This is a genomic window from Aeromonas sp. XH (assembly GCF_033348475.1).
Taxonomy (GTDB): Bacteria; Pseudomonadota; Gammaproteobacteria; order Enterobacterales; family Aeromonadaceae; genus Aeromonas; species Aeromonas sanarellii.
This window is the reverse complement of the sequence record NZ_CP137630.1, coordinates 127,235-143,516: the sequence shown is the minus strand read 5'-3', so window position 1 is coordinate 143,516 and position 16,282 is coordinate 127,235. Positions and strand designations below refer to the sequence as shown.

Below are 16,282 nucleotides of genomic sequence, written 5' to 3'. Positions count from 1 at the left end.
ACCCGGTAGCCTCTCTGACACAGTAGACACCATGACCCATCCCTTCCTGTTTCACCCCCAGGCGGCACCCTGGTTCAAAGAGAGTGCCGACACCCTGCAGCTCACCCTGTTCAGCGAGCTGGACGCCCCCATCCGCGAGGTGTGGCTGCGCCACGAGCCGGACAACGAGGAGTACCTGGTCGCCATGACACCGGTCGCCACCCGGGACAGGCTCCAGGTCTGGCAGGTCGAGCTGCCGCTCGCCAGAGGGCAGGAGATCCACCTCTACTGCTTCAAGTGCCTCACCGACGAGGAGCAGTGGTGGCTGCACGGCGCCGGCGTCAGCGCCGCCATGCCGCCGCGCGAGCAACATTTTCGCTTCAACAGCCGCCACCAGCCGCCGGCCTGGGTGCAGGATCAGGTGTTCTACCAGATCTTCCCGGATCGCTTCTGCAACGGCGATCCGTCCCTCAGCGTCAAGCATCACGAGTACGAGTACAGGGGCAAGGCGGTCATCAGCAAGGCCTGGGGCGAGCCGGTCAGCCGTCACGAGGAGGGGCACGGCGCCTGCGAGTTCTACGGCGGGGATCTGGCGGGCATCGACGCCAAGCTGCACTATCTGCAATCCCTGGGGGTGACGGCGCTCTACCTCAACCCCATCTTCGATTCGCCGAGCAATCACAAATACGACACTCAGGACTACTTCAAGGTGGATGCCCACCTCGGCACCAACGCCCAGTTCGCCGAGCTGACCCGCAACCTACACCAGCGCGGCATGAAGATCATCCTGGATGCCGTGGTCAACCACACCTCCACCGAGCACCCCTGGTTCTGTCCGCCGCTCGGTGCCCAGAGCAACCCGGACTCCCCCTGGCGCAGCTTCTACACCTTTGACCAGGAGGGGGACTACGTCAGCTGGAAGGGGATCCGCAGCCTGCCCAAGCTCGACTTCGCCAGCGAACAGGTGCAGGACGCCGTCTACCGGGCAGACAACGCCATCCTGCGCTACTGGATGCGGGCGCCCTACCAGATCGACGGCTGGCGCTTCGACGTCATCCACATGCTGGGGGAGCGTGGCACCGCCGAGGGCAACCGTGGCCACGTGCGCGCCATTCGCGGCGCCGTGAAGCAGGAGAACCCGGACGCCTACGTGCTCGGCGAGCACTTCTTCGAGGCGAGCCAGTGGCTGCAGGGGGATCAGGAGGACGGTGCCATGAACTACTACGGCTTCGCCCACCCCGTCCGCGCCTTCCTGGCGGGGCAGGACATCGCCTACCACCCCATCAAGATCAGCGCCACCGAGCTGGACCACTGGCTCAAGCTGGCGCGGGCCCATATCCCGTTCAAGAACCAGCTGGCCCAGTTCAACCTGCTGGACAGCCACGACACCGCCCGCTTCCTGCACCTGCTGGGGGAGGACAAGCAGCGGATGCGGCTCGCCGCCACCCTGCTGATCACCTACATAGGCGTGCCCTCCATCTACTACGGCGACGAGGTGGGGCTGTCGGGAGGCAACGATCCGGACTGCCGCCGCTGCTTCCCCTGGAACACCACGGACTGGGATCACGTGCTGCACGACCACTATCGCCGCCTGATCCAGCTGCGCAAGCAGCGCCCTGCCCTGCGCCGCGGCGACATCCAGACCCTCTACGCCGGCCCCCACAGCTATGTGTTCGCCCGCACCCTGCAAAGCGATCAGGTGGTGGTGGCCTGCAACCGCCACCCCACGGAGCCGCGCACCATCAGCCTGCCCCTGTGGCAGACCGCCAGCCCCGCCAGCCGCTTCACCGACGCCTTCAACGGCGACAAGTTCGAAGTGGTGCAGGGGGAGGTGCAGCTCACCATCCCCGCCAACTCGGCCAGGGTGCTGCTCTCCAGCTGAATGCGCTGTTGGCGCGCTGAAAAGCAAAACCGGAGCCCAAGGCTCCGGTTTTTCTTTGTGCCGCTTCGGCAAATCCCGGCGACCTCAGTAGTTGATGCTGACATAGGGGACTTCGGTCACATCCCACGCCTGCTTGAGGTAGACGGTGAGCACGAAGAAGAAGTTGGCCAGCAGGTTGGCGAAACGGTAGAGGATGGGGTCGAAGCGCACGTCGCTCTCCTCCAGGCGCACCAGCAGGCGCACCACCTTCTTGCTGCCGCAGCGGCACAGGTGCAGGGTGGGGATGGGCTGGGGGCCCTGGGGCAGCACGAAGCCGGTGACCCGGCCACGGCTCGCCTCGTTGTAGTGATCGTAACGCCCCTTCAGCCACGCCAGATCCTCCTCGAAGATCCCGAGCCTGCCCCGCACCGAGCCGTTGAGGTTGTAGATGAGCCGCTGCAGGGTCGCCAGATCCGCCATCATGGGTCGGGTATCCTCATCCGCCACCAGATGAGAGAGCACGGCCCCCACCTGGCAGCAGAGCTCGTCGGTGGCGATCTCGTAGTCGCACTGGAACTGGGTCTCGAAGATGAAGGGGTAGCAGAGTTCGCGCTTGTCTCTTGGCTTCTTGGGGTTCATGGCATGATCTGGCTGGGGAAAAGGGCAGTGTGCCAGCCCGGGGGCAGGCTGGCAAACGGCCCGCCCTCGGGCACATCAGGGTCGATGCGGCGAGACTAGCCCGCGGCCATCTGCTGGCCGAGCAGCCGCATGGCTTCCAGCATCCGCTGATTGAAGCCCATGAAGCCGGCCCCCGTTGCCCCGTCCTGGCCCCGCGCAGCCAGCACGGCCGGCGTCAACGCCTGCTGCTGGGCGGTCGGCAGCAGGGCATCGGCCTGCTGCTGCACCCGGCTCAGCCGTGGCAGGTAGTCCGCCAGGGGCTTGAGGCTCTCCTGCAGGGAGTGGGCCCCCTGATAGGCCTGGCTCAGCTTGGCCGACTGCTTGAGCTTGAGGGAGTAGGAGACCAGCTGGCTGTCGTCCAGCTGCAAGCCCGCCAGCCTGTCGGCCAGGGTCTTGCCATCCGTTCCCCCGAAGAACTGGCCGGCCAGTTCGTCCAGCCCCTTGACCAGGGTGCCGATGGCCTCCATCTCGGCACCGTCGAGATCGCCCTCCAAGGAGAAGTCGAAGCTCTGGCTCGACTTCAGGCTGAACTGGCTGCCGCTCCCGTCGTTCCGGGACCTGAACTGCCAGCTGTCGCTGAAGCGCAGCATCACCTTGTCACCGTCCCGGGTCTCGATCTCGAGGAAGGCCTGCTGCCGACTGGCCATCCTGGCCGCCCCCAGATCCGTGGTCGAGACCTCGCCGAAGAACTCCTTCTCGAAGGACTCCAGCCCCTCCTGGATCAGCTTGTAGCTCTGATCCATGCCGGTCTTGATATCCTCGTTGTCCGCCCAGTCGCCGAGCTGCTTCCTGGCGTCGCCAAACCCCATGTCCACCCCCTTGCGGGCCTGGGCCATCATCTCGGCCAGATCCTCGTCGCTCTTGCCATCGGCACGGGCCGCGCCGAGCCGTCCGGTGACGAACTGCAGCACGTTGTCCGCCACCGTCTCGTAGTCGAACAGGGTCTCCGGGGTGATCGCCTCCGGCGATTCCAGCTTGAACTCCTGACTCCTGGGGGCCTGATAGTGCTGGCCGTTGATCTCCAGTGCAAATTGCAGCGCCTGCTGGAGCAGCACCTGGGCCCACTTCGGAGGCTTGTTCAGGGAGACCTCCTCCCCCTTGTCCGCCGCTTTCGACGCCGTCTGTTGGGGCGATTTGGGAGCAGAGCCCACTCCCTTGGGTTGGGCCGCGCCCATGCCATCGATCTGCATCATCACTCTCCCGCCTATAGTGGTGGATCGGTTATCGGCCCGACTGACCACTTCTTGACCACAAAAAACTTGGACAATCCGCGGCGGCCTTTTAAAATCCCCACCCTTTGGTTGGCTGTTGCTTGGCTGCGGCCCTCCCCCGGTCTTTACCCGGCTCTGCCGGCGCATGCGAGGTATCCATGACTCAATCCCAGCCATCTTCCGCCGACACCCAGGCCAGACGGACTCCCGCCGACTACCAGGCCCAGCTCGACGAGAAGCGCGATCGCCTCGCCCAGCAGTTCGCCGCCTTCAACCCGCCCGCACTGGAGGTCCATGCCTCCCCCGCCGAGCACTACCGGATGCGCGCCGAGTTCCGCATCTGGCACGAGGGGGATGACCTCTACCACTGCATGTATGCACCGGCCACCAAGGAGATCATCCGGGTCGACCAGTTCCCCACCGCCAGCCTGCTCATCAACCAGCTGATGCCGGTGCTGCTGGCCGGGCTGCGCCCGCACCCGGTGCTGCGCCGCAAGCTGTTCCAGATAGACTACCTCTCCACCCAGTCCGGCCAGATCTGTGTCAGCCTGCTCTATCACCGCAAGCTGGAAGCCGAATGGCAGCAGGCCGCCGAGGCCCTGCAAGCCGACCTGAGAGCCCAGGGCTTCGATCTGCAGCTGATTGGCCGCGCCCACAAGCAGAAGATCTGCCTGGGGGAGGAGTTCGTCATCGAGCGGCTCAAGGTGCAGGGACGCGAGCTGGTCTACAAGCAGGTGGAAAACAGCTTCACCCAGCCCAACGCCGCCATCAACGAGCAGATGCTGGGCTGGGCGCTGGACGTGACCAGGGGGAGCGAGGGGGATCTGCTGGAGCTCTACTGCGGCAACGGCAACTTCTCCATCGCCCTGGCCCGGAACTTTAGCAAGGTGCTGGCCACCGAGATCGCCAAGCCGAGCGTGGACTCCGCCCAGTTCAACATCGCCGCCAACGGGGTGGACAACCTCATCATACTGCGCATGTCGGCGGAGGAGTTCACCCTGGCGATGCGCGGCGAGCGGGAGTTCAACCGCCTCAAGGGGGTGGATCTCAAGAGCTACCAGTGCAACACCATCTTCGTGGATCCCCCCCGCGCCGGGCTGGACGATGCGACCGTCAAACTGGTGCAGGAGTACGACAACATCCTCTACATCTCCTGCAACCCCGAGACCCTGCAGGCCAACATGCAGGTGCTCGGCGAAACCCACGAGATCGCCCGCTTCGCCCTGTTCGATCAGTTCCCCTGGACTCACCATATGGAGGCCGGGGTCTATCTCAAACGCAAGGCGGGCTGATGCCGCAGGGGACACCGTTCCCCGCTCGACCAGCAAGACAAGAACAGGGCCCGCGGGCCCTGTTTGATTAGTTATACCGGTGCAGGGCGCGGGCGCAGCCGTTATGCTGGCGACACGCGCATTCGCGCCATGATCGGGGGGCCACGCCACCATGCCACGCGTTCTGTTTGTTGAAGACGATCCCGAGATAGGCCAGCTCATCAGCAGCTGGCTCGGTCGCCACGACATCGAGGTGCTGCTGGAGACCCGGGGCGATCGGGCACTCGCCAGGGTGGAGGCCGAGCAGCCGGACCTGGTGCTGCTCGACATCATGCTGCCGGGGCAGGACGGCCTCTCCCTGTGCCGGGATCTGCGCCCGCGCTTCAAGGGTCCCATCGTCATGCTCACCTCGCTGGACAGCGACATGAACCAGATCCTCAGCCTGGAGCTGGGCGCCAACGACTACATCCTCAAGACCACGCCGCCCCCCGTGCTGCTGGCCCGGTTGCGGGTCCAGTTCCGCCAGCAGGGACAGGCTCCCCACCCCGTGGCCCCGAGTCCCCCGCCCCAGCGCCTGCAGTTCGGCCGCCTGCGGATCGACGGCCCGGGCCGGGACGTGCGCCTCGATGGCGAGAGCATTCCCCTCTCCACCGCCGATTTCGACCTCTTGTGGGAGCTGGCCTGCCACGCCGGCCAGATCCTGGGGCGGGAGGCGCTGTTTCGCAGCCTGCGGGGGCGCGACTACGACGGCCAGGATCGCAGCATGGACGTGGCCATCTCCCGCCTGCGCCGCCGGCTGGGGGATGACAGCAACAACCCGACCCGGATCAAGACGGTGCGCCAGAAAGGCTACCTGCTGGTGCCCCAGGCCTGGGAATAAGCCCGCCGAATGACCTTGATGCTCTCTGCTCCCTTCTCCCCTTGCGGGAGAAGGGTTGGGGATGAGGGGCAACAAGGCAATGCCCGACGCAATCCAGGCAAGAGGAGAGCCCCCCGATGCGACGCCTGTTTATCCAGTTCTACCTGCTGCTGATGGGCTGCTTCGCCCTAGCCATCCTGCTCATCGGCCTGGTCTATCAAGTCAGCGCCGAGCGGGCGGGGGATCGCTACCTGGAGCGGATGATGCAAGGCTCACTCGGCCTGCTCACCGGCGAGCTGGCCCGGCTGCCACCGGCGCGCTGGCCCGCCCGCACGGCGGAGCAGAGCCGCCAGCTCAACCTGCCGCTGCAGGTTGGTCCCCTCGCCAGCCAGCCCCTCGCCCGCGAGGATCGGGCCTTCCTCGCGGCGGGCAACATCGTCATCGTCGAGGAGGATGACACCTTCCTGCAGCGCATCCCGGGCACGGACCGGGTGCTGATCGTCGGCCCCGTCCCCTACCTCTCCTACCTGCACGAGCTGCGCTGGGTGGACGTGGGGCTGCTGCTGCTCATCGGTCTCTCGCTGGGCCTGCCCATCCTGCTCTGGCTGCGCCCCCACTGGCGCGGCTTGCAGCGGCTGGAGCAGACCGCCCGCCGGGTCGGCGACGGGGATCTCTCCTGCCGCACCGACCTGCCTGCGGGCAGCAGCCTGGCCCGGGTCGGCCGCACCTTCGATCAGATGGCCGAGCAGCTGCAGGCCATGCTGGCCAGCCGCAAGCAGCTCACCGACGCCATCGCCCACGAGCTGCGCACTCCCCTGGTGCGGCTGAGATACCGGCTCGCCATGCTGGAGCGGGCCCCCTCGGCCGAGGAGCAGCAGGGGCTGGAGCGGGACCTCGGCGCGCTGGACGCCCTGATCGAGGAGATGCTCACCTACGCCAGGCTCGATCGCCCCGAGCTGCCGCTCCAGTGCAGCGAACTGGAGCTGGGCCACTGGGCCGGCAGCCGCCTCGCCGACTGGCAGGCGCTGCGCCCCGAGATCCGGCTCGAACTCGATTCCCCCGTCGATCCCCTGCCCTGGCGCGGCGACACCCGCTTGCTGGATCGGGCGCTGGAGAACCTCATCGGCAACGCCCTGCGTCACGCCGCCGGCCGGGTGACCCTCAGCATGACGCGTCAGCAGGATCACTATCTGCTGGAGGTGGCCGACGATGGGCCCGGCATAGCTCCCGCACTGGCGGGCCAGATCTTCGAGCCCTTCGTGCGGCTGGATCAGAGCCGGGACAGGCGCACCGGCGGCGCCGGCCTGGGCCTGGCCATAGTGCGCAGCATTGCCCGCCACCACGGCGGCGAGGTGCAGCTGCTGCCCAGCCCCAGCGGCGCCCGTTTCTGCCTGACCCTGCCCGTACATTTGGATACACACCGTCACCACTCCCTCACTGAAGCAAACCGGGGGCAGCCTTAGGATGAACTCATGGAGAAACGCTCCATGCCATCAACCCGAACGAGGAACTGGAATATGAACAAGCTGATCCCCCTGAGCCTGGCCGCCGTCTTCGCCCTGACCTCCGGCTTCACCATGGCGGCCACCCCGACCAAGGCCGCCGCCCCCCAGGCGACCCAGACCAAGGTCGTGAAGAAGCACCACAAGGCCGCCAAGGCGCCGACCGTCCAGGTGGCTCCCAAGACCAAGTAATCCAGCCACAAGCTTCCCGCAATGAAGAGGGGCCCCATCACGGGGCCCCTCTTGTCGCTTGTCCTGCCCTCATCGGCTCAGGTTCACCCCAGCATATAGTCCGCCGGCAGCGCCACGCGCGCCACCCCGGAGGCCACCGCCGCCAGCGCCACGGCGCGGGCGACCCGCGGCAGCAGGCGGGCATCCATCGGCTTGGGAATGACGTACTCCTTGCCAAACGCCAGCTCGCTCACCCCGGCGGCGCTCAGCACCTCGGCGGGCACCGGCTCCCTGGCCAGGGCGCGGATCGCCTCCACCGCCGCGATCTTCATGGCATCGTTGATACGGCTGGCACGGGCGTCCAGGGCACCGCGGAAGATGAAGGGGAAGCAGAGCACGTTGTTGATCTGGTTCGGGTAGTCGGAGCGGCCCGTCCCCATGATGAGGTCGCCGCGTACCCCGTGAGCCAGCGCCGGCTTGATCTCGGGGTCCGGGTTGGAGCAGGCGAAGATCACCGGGTTGGGGGCCATCAGGGCCACCGCCTCGGCGGGCAGCACGTCCGGGCCGGAGACGCCGACAAACACGTCCGCCCCCTCGATCACCTCCATCAGGGTGCGCAGGGGCGTGTCGTTGGCGAAGCGCTGCTTGTACTGGTTGAGATCGGTGCGATCGCTGTGGATCACCCCCTGGCGGTCCAGCATGAAGATATTCTCGGGCGCAGCCCCGCACTTGATCAGCAGGTCCATGCAGGCGGTGGCGGCGGCGCCGGCGCCCATGCAGACGATGCGGCTGCTGCCGATCACCTTGCCCTGCACTTCCAGGGCGTTGAGCAGGCCGGCGGCGGTGACGATGGCGGTACCGTGCTGGTCATCGTGGAACACCGGGATGTCGCAGCGGGCGATCAGCGCCTCTTCAATCTCGAAGCACTCGGGGGCCTTGATGTCTTCCAGGTTGATGCCGCCGAAGGTGTCGGCGATGGCGGCCACAGTGTCGATGAACTGGGCGCTGGTCTCGTGCTTCACCTCGATGTCGATGGCGTCGATGCCGGCAAAGCGCTTGAACAGCAGGGCCTTGCCCTCCATCACCGGCTTGGAGGCCAGCGGCCCCAGGTTGCCCAGCCCCAGGATGGCGGTGCCGTTGGAGATGACGGCCACCAGGTTGCCCTTGCCGGTGTAACGGTAGGCATCGGCCGGGTTGGCGGCGATCTCGCGCACCGGCTCGGCGACACCCGGGCTGTAGGCCAGCGCCAGATCCCGCGCGGTCTCGGCGGGCTTGGTGAGGGCGATGGCGATTTTGCCCGGCACGGGCTGGGCATGGTAGTCGAGTGCCTGTTGGCGGAGATCGTGCTGCTGATCGGACATGGGGGACCCCGATACGGAAGTGAATGAGTGGTGCATTGGCTCGCCGATGGGCGAGGGCTGGGGATCATAAAGAAAACCCGCCCCCTTTCACAGCAGAAAGTATTGCCCAGATCTACTGATGAGGGGCTTGTCAGCAGGTAACACCAAACTTTAATACCCATTTAGTTATAGATGTGGTTTCAGTCCATCACGGGTATGCCGGCCCTCTCCTCTGCCTGGCGGGCGATGGCCTCCGTCATCCCCTGGAAGATGAAGAGGTGGAAGGGCAGCATGGCGAGCCAGTAGGCCAGTCCCCAGGCCCCCTGCGGGTGCCAGTGGGCCGTCACCCTGAGCCGGGTCAGACCGGACTCCAGCGGCTGGATGTTGAACTCCAGCCGCCCGACGCCGGGGGCCTTCATGTTGAACAGCAGATCCAGCCTGCGCCCCTCGTCCACCCCGAGGATCTGCCAGGAGTCCAGCATGTCCCCCTTCACGAAGCGATCCGGGTTGGTGCGCCCCCGGGTCAGGGCCGGGCCGCCGATCAGGTGATCCATCCACTCCCGTACCACCCACAGCTCGTTCATGTAGAAGTAGCGCTGCTCGCCCCCCAGCTGCTGCAGCACCTGCCACACCACCTCGGGGGAGGCGAGGCTGTCCGCCTCGCCGCTGGCGGTACGGTCGTAGAAACCATATTCGGGGTGGCGCCAACGCAGGCCGAGCGGCGTCTCCTCTCCCTGCTGCTCAGCGCCGAGCCTCTGCTCCAGGGCCAGGCTCTCGGTCAGCGCCTCATCGAAGCTGAGCAGGGTCTGGGGCAGCAGGGCGCGCAGCGGGCCGTCGTCCGCCGGGATGTCGTGCTTGAGGCCGCCCACCAGTGCCTTGGCCACCGGCTGGGGCACCGAGGTGGCGAACTGCAGCCACCAGGCGGAGAGCCGCGGGCTCAGGAAGGGGAGCGGGATGATGGGGCAACGCTTGCCGATATGGGCGGCGAACTTCTGGAGCTGCTGCTGGTAGCTGAGCAGCTCGGGGCCGGCGGCGTTGAAGATCTGGCCGTCCACCCCTTCCGCTTCCACCAGCCCGACCAGATAGTGCAGCAGGTTGGAGAGGGCGATGGGGGGCGTGCGGGATCGCACCCATTTGGGCGTCACCATCATGGGCAGGTTGAACACCAGATCCCGCATCACCTCGAACGCCGCCGATCCGGGACCTATGATGATGCCGGCCCGCAGCTCCACCGTGGGCACGCCGGCCTCCCGAAACAGCTCGCCGCAGTAACGGCGGGAGTTGAGGTGGCGGCTGTTGCAGGGGTCGGGCTGGATGGCACCGAGATAGACGATGCGCCGCACCCCGGCCGCGCGGGCGGCGGCGGCGAAGTTCTTCACCCCCTGCTGCTCCAGCCGGTGAAAACCGGCTCCCGCCCCCATGGCGTGCACCAGATAGAAGACGGTGTCGACCCCCGCCAGCGCGGGCAACAGGGTGATGGGCTTGAGGCTGTCGGCGAGGCGAAACGCCACCCCCTCCGGCAGGCGGCAAGGGTGGCGAGCCCCGGCGATGACCCTGTACCCCAGACCCTGCAGATGGGGCACCAGGTAGGATCCTATGTACCCGGCCGCCCCCATCACCAGACATGTGCGCATCGGCTCTTCTCCCTTGGTTGAGCCAACACCATAGGGCAAAGCGGGGAATTACAGAATGCCGCGCAATAAAAAAGGCACCCGATGGGCGCCTTTTTCAGAATTCTTCAGAAGCAAGATTACTTCTTGGAGGTCAAGCCACCGAAACGCTTGTTGAACTTGTCTACGCGGCCGCCGCTAGAAACTTCTTTCTGCTTGCCGGTGTAGAAGGGGTGGCACTCGGAGCACACGTCCAGGTTCAGATCTTTACCGATGGTAGAGAAAGTGTTGATGACGTTACCGCAAGAGCACTTGCAGGTGATGGCTACGTAGTCAGGATGGATACCAGCTTTCATGGACAACCTCAATTATCAGGCCGTGTCGCCATCCGATCTCTTGTCGGACACCACACGATTGTTGAACACAGTTTCAAAGGCTGCGAATAATATAGGAAACGCCTGAGATCAGGCAAGTGGCTTCGCAGAAAAAATAGGCAATCCCTGGTGAATTCTTCCCAAACCCTTGATCTGGTTCGTGTGGCAGTGCCGGTGCCCTTGCGCCGTCATTTCGACTATCTCTCCCCCCTGCCCTTGCCTGCCCCCGGCTGCCGGGTCGAGATCCCGTTCGGCCCCCAGACCCTGGTCGGCCTGGTGGTCGATCATCCGGCCGAGAGCCAGGTGCCGCGCAACAAGCTCAAGCCCATCAAGCGCGTACTCGACAGCGCCCCCGTGCTGGGGCCCGACATACTGGCGCTGATGGCCTGGAGCGCCGGCTACTACCAGCACCCCCTGGGGGAGGTGCTGCCCCACGCCCTGCCGGTGCTGGTGCGCAAGGGGGAGCCCGCCGCCTATCGGGAGCTGGAGTTCTGGTTCGCCACCGAGGCCGGCATGGCCATCGACCTCAACGAGCTCAAGCGGGCCGCCAAGCAGCAGCAGGCGCTCGCCCTGCTGCGCAAGGGACCGCAGACGCCATCCGCCCTCAAGCAGGAGGAGATCCAGGGCGCCGCCCTCACCGCGCTGGAGAAGAAAGGCTTGCTGGAGAAGCGCTCGCTGGAGCCAAGCCATGACGGCGACTGGGCCGCCCGCTTCGAGCCGGGGGAGGGTCTGCGCCTCAACGGCGAGCAGGCGCTGGCGGTGGCCGCCGTCACCAGCCAGAGCGACAGGTTCGGCGCCTTCCTGCTGGATGGCATCACAGGCTCCGGCAAGACCGAGGTTTACCTGAGCATCCTCGAGCCCCTGCTCAAGGCGGGCAAGCAGGCCCTGGTGATGGTGCCGGAGATAGGCCTCACCCCGCAGACCATCAACCGCTTCCGGCGCCGCTTCAAGGTGCCCGTGGTGGCCATGAACTCCGCCATGAACGACAGGGAGCGGCTCGACGCCTGGCTGGCCTGTCGCGACGGCGGTGCCGCCATCCTGATCGGCACCCGCTCCGCGGTGTTCACGCCGTTCAAGGATCTCGGCATCATCATCATCGACGAGGAGCACGACGGCTCCTTCAAGCAGCAGGACGGTTTTCGCTACCACGCGCGGGATCTCGCCGTGATGCGGGCCCATCGCGCCGGCATCCCTATCCTGCTCGGCTCGGCCACCCCGTCGCTGGAGACGCTGCACAACGCCCGCACCGGCAAGTATCACCACCTCAGCCTGACCCGGCGCGCCGGCAACGCCCAGACCGCCCGCCAGGTGATCCTCGACATCAAGAACGTGCGGCTGCAGGCCGGGCTTTCCCCCCAGCTGGAGCAGCTGATGGCGGAACACCTGGCGGCGGGCAACCAGGTGATGCTGTTTCTCAACCGCCGTGGCTATGCGCCGGCCCTCATCTGCCATCAGTGCGGCTGGAGCGCCGCCTGCGAACGCTGCGACGCCTGGTACACCTGGCACCAGGCCGGGCGGCGGCTGCACTGCCATCACTGCGACAGCGTGCGCCCCCTGCCCCACCACTGCCCCGAGTGCGGCAGCAGCGAGCTCATCGGCTCCGGGGTGGGCACAGAGCAGCTGGAGCAGCTGCTCACCACTATCTTCCCGCACTACCCCGTGGTGCGCATCGATCGGGACAACACTCGCCGCAAGGGGGAGCTGGAAGTCCATCTCGGCGACATCAAGGCGGGCAAGTACAAGATCCTGATCGGCACCCAGATGCTGGCCAAGGGCCACCACTTCCCGGACGTGACCCTGGTGGGTCTGCTGGATGTGGATGGCGCCCTGTTCAGCGCCGATTTTCGGGCAGCCGAGAAGCTGGCACAGCTCTACACCCAGGTGGCGGGCCGGGCAGGCCGGGCCAGCAAACCCGGGCTGGTGGTGCTGCAGAGCCACCACCCGGAGCATGCCCTGCTGCAGGATCTGACCCAGAACGGCTATGGCCATTTCGCCGACACGGCGCTCAAGGAGCGCCGCCTGCTGGGGCTGCCGCCGTTCAGCCATCAGGGGCTGTTTCGGGCCGAGGCCAACGGCCGGGACGAGGTGCAGCTGTTCCTCGCTCGCCTCGCCGATACCCTGCGCAGCGCCCGCTACCCCCAGGTGCAGGTGCTGGGGCCCATCAGCGGCTTCATGGAGCGCAAGGCGGGGAAGTTTCGCATGCAGTTGCTGGTGCAGGGACCGAGCCGTGCACCGCTGGCCCAGCTGCTGGACTGGGCGGTGAAGGAGCTGGAGGCCTGGCCCGAGACCAAGAAGGTGCGCTGGAGCCTCGATATAGACCCCACGGAGTTGAATTGAGGGTCGCTGCGCTGATCCGATTACGCTTCGCTAATCGAACCTACGTCCCTGCTCCCTTCTCCCCTCGCGGGAGCAGGGTTGGGGATGAGGGGGGAGCCAGAACGCAACGAGGGGGCCTTGGCCCCCTCGTTGTTTTTACCCCATGACGGCACCGGCCTATTCGGCGACCTGGGACACCCCGGTCAGCCGCACCTCGACCCGGCGATCCGGGGCCAGGCAGGCGATCATCTGCGCCTTGGCGCCATCCGGGCAACTGCCCCCCGTCACCGGGGAAGACTCGCCCCGCCCCTCGGCGCGTACCTTGTCGGCAAACAGCCCCTTGGCGATGAGATAATCCGCCACGGTACGGGCCCGCTGCTCGGAGAGGGACTGGTTGTAGGCCTCCGAGCCGATGCGATCGGTGTGGCCGATCACGGTCGCTACCCCGTCCTTGGGATTGGCGGCCAGGATCTGGGCAAACAGGTTGTCCAGGGCCTGGCTGGCTTCGGGCTTCAGGGTCGCCTTGTTGAACTCGAACAGCACGTCGGAATCCAGGTTGAACTGCTTCTCCACCAGCACGGGAGCCGGGGCGGGCGCAGGCTCGGGCGCGGGGGTCGGCGTCACCGGCTCGTCGCCTATCTGGCCGAAACGATAGAGCATGCCGACCGACAGCAGGCCGTTGTCCATCTCTATGCCGGACTCATCCAGCGAGGTCTTGCCGAGCGGCGTGGTGTACTGGTATTCGAGGCGGGCGGCCCAGTCCTTGTCGATGGCGTATTCCACCCCCAAGGCCCCCACGAAGGCGGCACCGTGGTACTTGCCCCCACCCGACTCGGTGAGATTGGTGGTGCCGTCGTTGGCCCAGGCATCTATGGTGCTCTCCGTCCAGGCGTAGGCGCCCCCCAGCCGACCATAGATGTCCAGCGCCGTGGTCGCCGGGAAGCCGATCTTCATGGTGGCCTGGATCATCTGGGCCTTGGCTTCCCCATTCAGACCCGCATCGACACCGTTGCCCGAGAAGCGCTGATCCACCTGGTACTTGCCGAGCCAGTCGTAACCCAGCTCGATCGCCACGTTCCGGTTGACCTGATAACCGGCGAAGAGCCCCAGACCCAGGTCGCTGTGATCTTTGTCCGGATCATAGGTATCGAGCAGATCCTTGACCTGATCGTCGTAATCCACCCCGTAAAAACTGGACCAGCCGGCCTTGCCACCGGCGTACCAGGTGTTGTCCTGGGCGGCAGCCTGCACCGTCCCCGTTGCCATCAGAGCGCCGATCAGGACGGCGAGCATAGATCTGTTCATGGATGAGCCCCTGCAATGAATTGTTATGACGCGACTGCGCCTCTCTTCCCTGACGGGGCCCCGAATCCAAGCCCCGTCTTCAGATTATCCCATCTGCAACCAGCCTCAAACGACCAGGGCCTCAGGAGTGTGATATTGGCGACATTATCGGCCACCGCGCCCCCAATCATGGGGGGTTGGAACGTCGCCCATAAAAAAACGAAGAGCCGGGCTCTTCGTTTCTCATCTCGTAGCGCGGATCGTCAAGCCGCCGTCACTGACTGCCCTGGCTCGCCAGGAACAACCGGTAGGCGGGATCGTCGCTCACCTCCTTCCAGCCGTAGCCGATCTCGTGCAGGTAATCGTGGAAGGCGGCCACGTCCTCGTCCGGCAGCTCGAAGGCACAGAGCACCCGGCCATAGTCGGCACCGTGGTTGCGGTAGTGGAACAGGCTGATGTTCCAGCGGCAGCCCAGGGTCTCGAGGAAGCGCATCAGGGCCCCCGGCTGCTCCGGGAACTTGAAGCTGTAGAGCCGCTCACCGAGCGGCCGGGCAGGCCGGCCACCGATCATGTAGCGCACGTGGTTCTTGGCCAGCTCGCTCTCGGTCATGTTGACCACCGGATAGCCGTTGCCGCCGAGCTGATCGATGATCTGGCCGAGCTCCTCGTCACCGCCGGTGAGGCGCACCGAGACGAACAGCGACGCCTGCACCGCATCGGCATAACGGTAGTTGAACTCGGTCACCATGCGGGGCCCGAGCTGACGGCAGAAGTCGAGGAAGGCCCCCTTGCGCTCGGGGATGGTCACCGCCAGCATGCCCTCGCGCTTCTCGCCTATCTCGCAGCGCTCCGACACGTAGCGCAGGCTGTGGAAGTTGACGTTGGCGCCCGACAGGATGGCCGCCATCCGCCCGCCCTTCACCTGCTCCCGCTCGCTATAGGCCTTGAGGCCGGCCAGGGACAGGGCCCCCGACGGCTCGGCGATGGCGCGGCAGTCGTCGAAGATGTCTTTCAGCGCGGCGCAGATCTGGTCGTTGGAGACGGTCACCACCTCGTCCAGATACTGGTTGCACAGGCGGAAGGTCTCCTCGCCGATGCGCTTGACCGCCACCCCATCCGCAAACAGGGAGACCCGCTCCAGGTTGACCGGCTCGCCGGCCGCCAGCGCGGCCTTGAGGCAGGCGGAGCCCTCCGCCTCCACCCCGATCACCTTGACGTCCGGCAGCAGCTGCTTGATGTAGACCGCCACCCCGGCGGCCAGACCGCCGCCCCCCACCGGCACGAAGACATGGGTGAGGTGGGTATCCTGCTCTAGCAGCTCCTTGCCGATGGTGCCCTGACCCGCGATCACCTCGACGTCGTCAAACGGCGGGATCAGGGTATAGCCCTCGCTCTCGGCGAGGCGGCGGCTCTCGCCATAGGCCTCGTCGAAGCTGTTGCCAAACAGCAGCACGTTGCCGCCCTGACGGCGCACCGCGTCGATCTTGATGTCCGGCGTGGTCTTGGGCATCACTATGATCGCCTTGATACCGAGCTTGGCCGCCGACAGGGCGACCCCCTGGGCGTGGTTGCCCGCCGAGGCCGCCACCACGCCGCGCGCCTTCTGCTCCTGGGTCAGGGTGGCGATCTTGTGGTAGGCGCCGCGCAGCTTGAAGGAGTGAACCGGTTGCAGGTCCTCCCGCTTCAGGCTGACGTGATTGCCGAGCCGCTCGGAGAGCTTTTTCAGGGTTTGCAGGGGGGTGACCCGCGCCGCCTCGTAGACGGGGGAGAGCAGCACCTTGCGCAGATAATCCGCCGCAGAGACCATGGCTTATTCCTCCGTCTCG

The 16,282-nt window shown here is 66.1% G+C and carries 13 protein-coding genes; 6 read left to right on the top strand and 7 right to left on the bottom strand.

The features are described 5' to 3' along the window. Window positions 1–31 precede the first annotated feature (31 nt). On the top strand, window positions 32–1,861 hold the full coding sequence (gene malZ / locus R2B70_RS00645) for a maltodextrin glucosidase (RefSeq protein ID WP_318162386.1): 1,830 nt from the start codon (window positions 32–34) through the stop codon (window positions 1,859–1,861). Between the two features lie 84 nt (window positions 1,862–1,945). Here the strand turns inward: malZ and R2B70_RS00640 are convergent, their stop codons facing one another. Both R2B70_RS00640 and R2B70_RS00635 read right to left on the bottom strand, forming a co-directional pair. Continuing rightward, window positions 1,946–2,479 carry an ATP--cob(I)alamin adenosyltransferase gene (locus R2B70_RS00640; protein WP_318162385.1) on the bottom strand — a complete coding sequence of 178 codons (534 nt, stop codon included), beginning with the start codon at window positions 2,477–2,479 and terminating at the stop codon, window positions 1,946–1,948. Between the two features lie 95 nt (window positions 2,480–2,574). Next, the gene (locus tag R2B70_RS00635) at window positions 2,575–3,708 is read right to left on the bottom strand and encodes a DUF5610 domain-containing protein (protein WP_318163308.1); all 1,134 of its coding nucleotides are present in this window, start codon (window positions 3,706–3,708) and stop codon (window positions 2,575–2,577) included. Window positions 3,709–3,887: 179 nt separating this feature from the next. On the opposite strand from R2B70_RS00635, the gene trmA reads away from it, so the two are divergent. The 4 genes from trmA (at window position 3,888) to R2B70_RS00615 (ending at window position 7,553) form a co-directional block, all read left to right on the top strand. Continuing rightward, window positions 3,888–5,021: a tRNA (uridine(54)-C5)-methyltransferase TrmA gene (trmA, locus tag R2B70_RS00630; RefSeq protein WP_318162384.1), complete on the top strand. Its 1,134-nt coding sequence runs from the start codon at window positions 3,888–3,890 to the stop codon at window positions 5,019–5,021. 151 nt (window positions 5,022–5,172) lie between these two features. Further along, a complete protein-coding gene (rstA, locus tag R2B70_RS00625) occupies window positions 5,173–5,880 on the top strand; it encodes a two-component system response regulator RstA (protein WP_216991430.1) in 708 nt (235 codons plus the stop codon). Between the two features lie 116 nt (window positions 5,881–5,996). Then, window positions 5,997–7,322 (top strand): two-component system sensor histidine kinase RstB, encoded by a 1,326-nt coding sequence (gene rstB / locus R2B70_RS00620; protein ID WP_318162383.1) that lies wholly within the window; start codon window positions 5,997–5,999, stop codon window positions 7,320–7,322. A gap of 54 nt (window positions 7,323–7,376) precedes the next feature. Then, window positions 7,377–7,553, top strand: a complete 177-nt coding sequence (locus tag R2B70_RS00615) for a hypothetical protein (protein WP_210549623.1) — start codon at window positions 7,377–7,379, stop codon at window positions 7,551–7,553. A gap of 83 nt (window positions 7,554–7,636) precedes the next feature. On the opposite strand, the gene R2B70_RS00610 is transcribed toward R2B70_RS00615, so the two are convergent. The 3 genes from R2B70_RS00610 to rpmE all read right to left on the bottom strand — a co-directional run bounded on the left by R2B70_RS00610 (window position 7,637) and on the right by rpmE (window position 10,838). Then, window positions 7,637–8,893: a malic enzyme-like NAD(P)-binding protein gene (locus R2B70_RS00610; RefSeq protein ID WP_318162382.1), complete on the bottom strand. Its 1,257-nt coding sequence runs from the start codon at window positions 8,891–8,893 to the stop codon at window positions 7,637–7,639. A gap of 179 nt (window positions 8,894–9,072) precedes the next feature. Then, entirely contained in the window at window positions 9,073–10,506 is a 1,434-nt protein-coding gene (locus R2B70_RS00605) for a DUF2867 domain-containing protein (RefSeq protein WP_209794402.1), read from the bottom strand. A gap of 116 nt (window positions 10,507–10,622) precedes the next feature. Continuing rightward, complete coding sequence (rpmE, locus tag R2B70_RS00600) at window positions 10,623–10,838, bottom strand: 50S ribosomal protein L31 (RefSeq protein WP_042078184.1); 216 nt, start codon at window positions 10,836–10,838, stop codon at window positions 10,623–10,625. Window positions 10,839–10,985: 147 nt separating this feature from the next. Between rpmE and priA the strand changes: the two genes are divergently transcribed. Next, entirely contained in the window at window positions 10,986–13,193 is a 2,208-nt protein-coding gene (gene priA, locus R2B70_RS00595) for a primosomal protein N' (RefSeq protein WP_318162381.1), read from the top strand. Between the two features lie 156 nt (window positions 13,194–13,349). On the opposite strand, the gene ompA is transcribed toward priA, so the two are convergent. Further along, complete coding sequence (gene ompA, locus R2B70_RS00590; protein ID WP_214003340.1) at window positions 13,350–14,477, bottom strand: porin OmpA; 1,128 nt, start codon at window positions 14,475–14,477, stop codon at window positions 13,350–13,352. Between the two features lie 253 nt (window positions 14,478–14,730). Continuing rightward, entirely contained in the window at window positions 14,731–16,263 is a 1,533-nt protein-coding gene (ilvA, locus tag R2B70_RS00585) for a threonine ammonia-lyase, biosynthetic (protein WP_182787193.1), read from the bottom strand. Between the last annotated feature and the right edge of the window lie 19 nt (window positions 16,264–16,282).

Coding starts and splice junctions, on each gene's coding strand:
- rstA (WP_216991430.1), top strand. CDS start 5,173: ATGCCACGCGTTCTGTTTGTTGAAGACGATCCCGAGATAGGCCAGCTC.
- malZ (WP_318162386.1), top strand. CDS start 32: ATGACCCATCCCTTCCTGTTTCACCCCCAGGCGGCACCCTGGTTCAAA.
- trmA (WP_318162384.1), top strand. CDS start 3,888: ATGACTCAATCCCAGCCATCTTCCGCCGACACCCAGGCCAGACGGACT.
- R2B70_RS00605 (WP_209794402.1), bottom strand. CDS start 10,506: ATGCGCACATGTCTGGTGATGGGGGCGGCCGGGTACATAGGATCCTAC.
- R2B70_RS00635 (WP_318163308.1), bottom strand. CDS start 3,708: ATGCAGATCGATGGCATGGGCGCGGCCCAACCCAAGGGAGTGGGCTCT.
- R2B70_RS00615 (WP_210549623.1), top strand. CDS start 7,377: ATGAACAAGCTGATCCCCCTGAGCCTGGCCGCCGTCTTCGCCCTGACC.
- ompA (WP_214003340.1), bottom strand. CDS start 14,477: ATGAACAGATCTATGCTCGCCGTCCTGATCGGCGCTCTGATGGCAACG.
- rstB (WP_318162383.1), top strand. CDS start 5,997: ATGCGACGCCTGTTTATCCAGTTCTACCTGCTGCTGATGGGCTGCTTC.
- R2B70_RS00610 (WP_318162382.1), bottom strand. CDS start 8,893: ATGTCCGATCAGCAGCACGATCTCCGCCAACAGGCACTCGACTACCAT.
- ilvA (WP_182787193.1), bottom strand. CDS start 16,263: ATGGTCTCTGCGGCGGATTATCTGCGCAAGGTGCTGCTCTCCCCCGTC.
- rpmE (WP_042078184.1), bottom strand. CDS start 10,838: ATGAAAGCTGGTATCCATCCTGACTACGTAGCCATCACCTGCAAGTGC.
- R2B70_RS00640 (WP_318162385.1), bottom strand. CDS start 2,479: ATGAACCCCAAGAAGCCAAGAGACAAGCGCGAACTCTGCTACCCCTTC.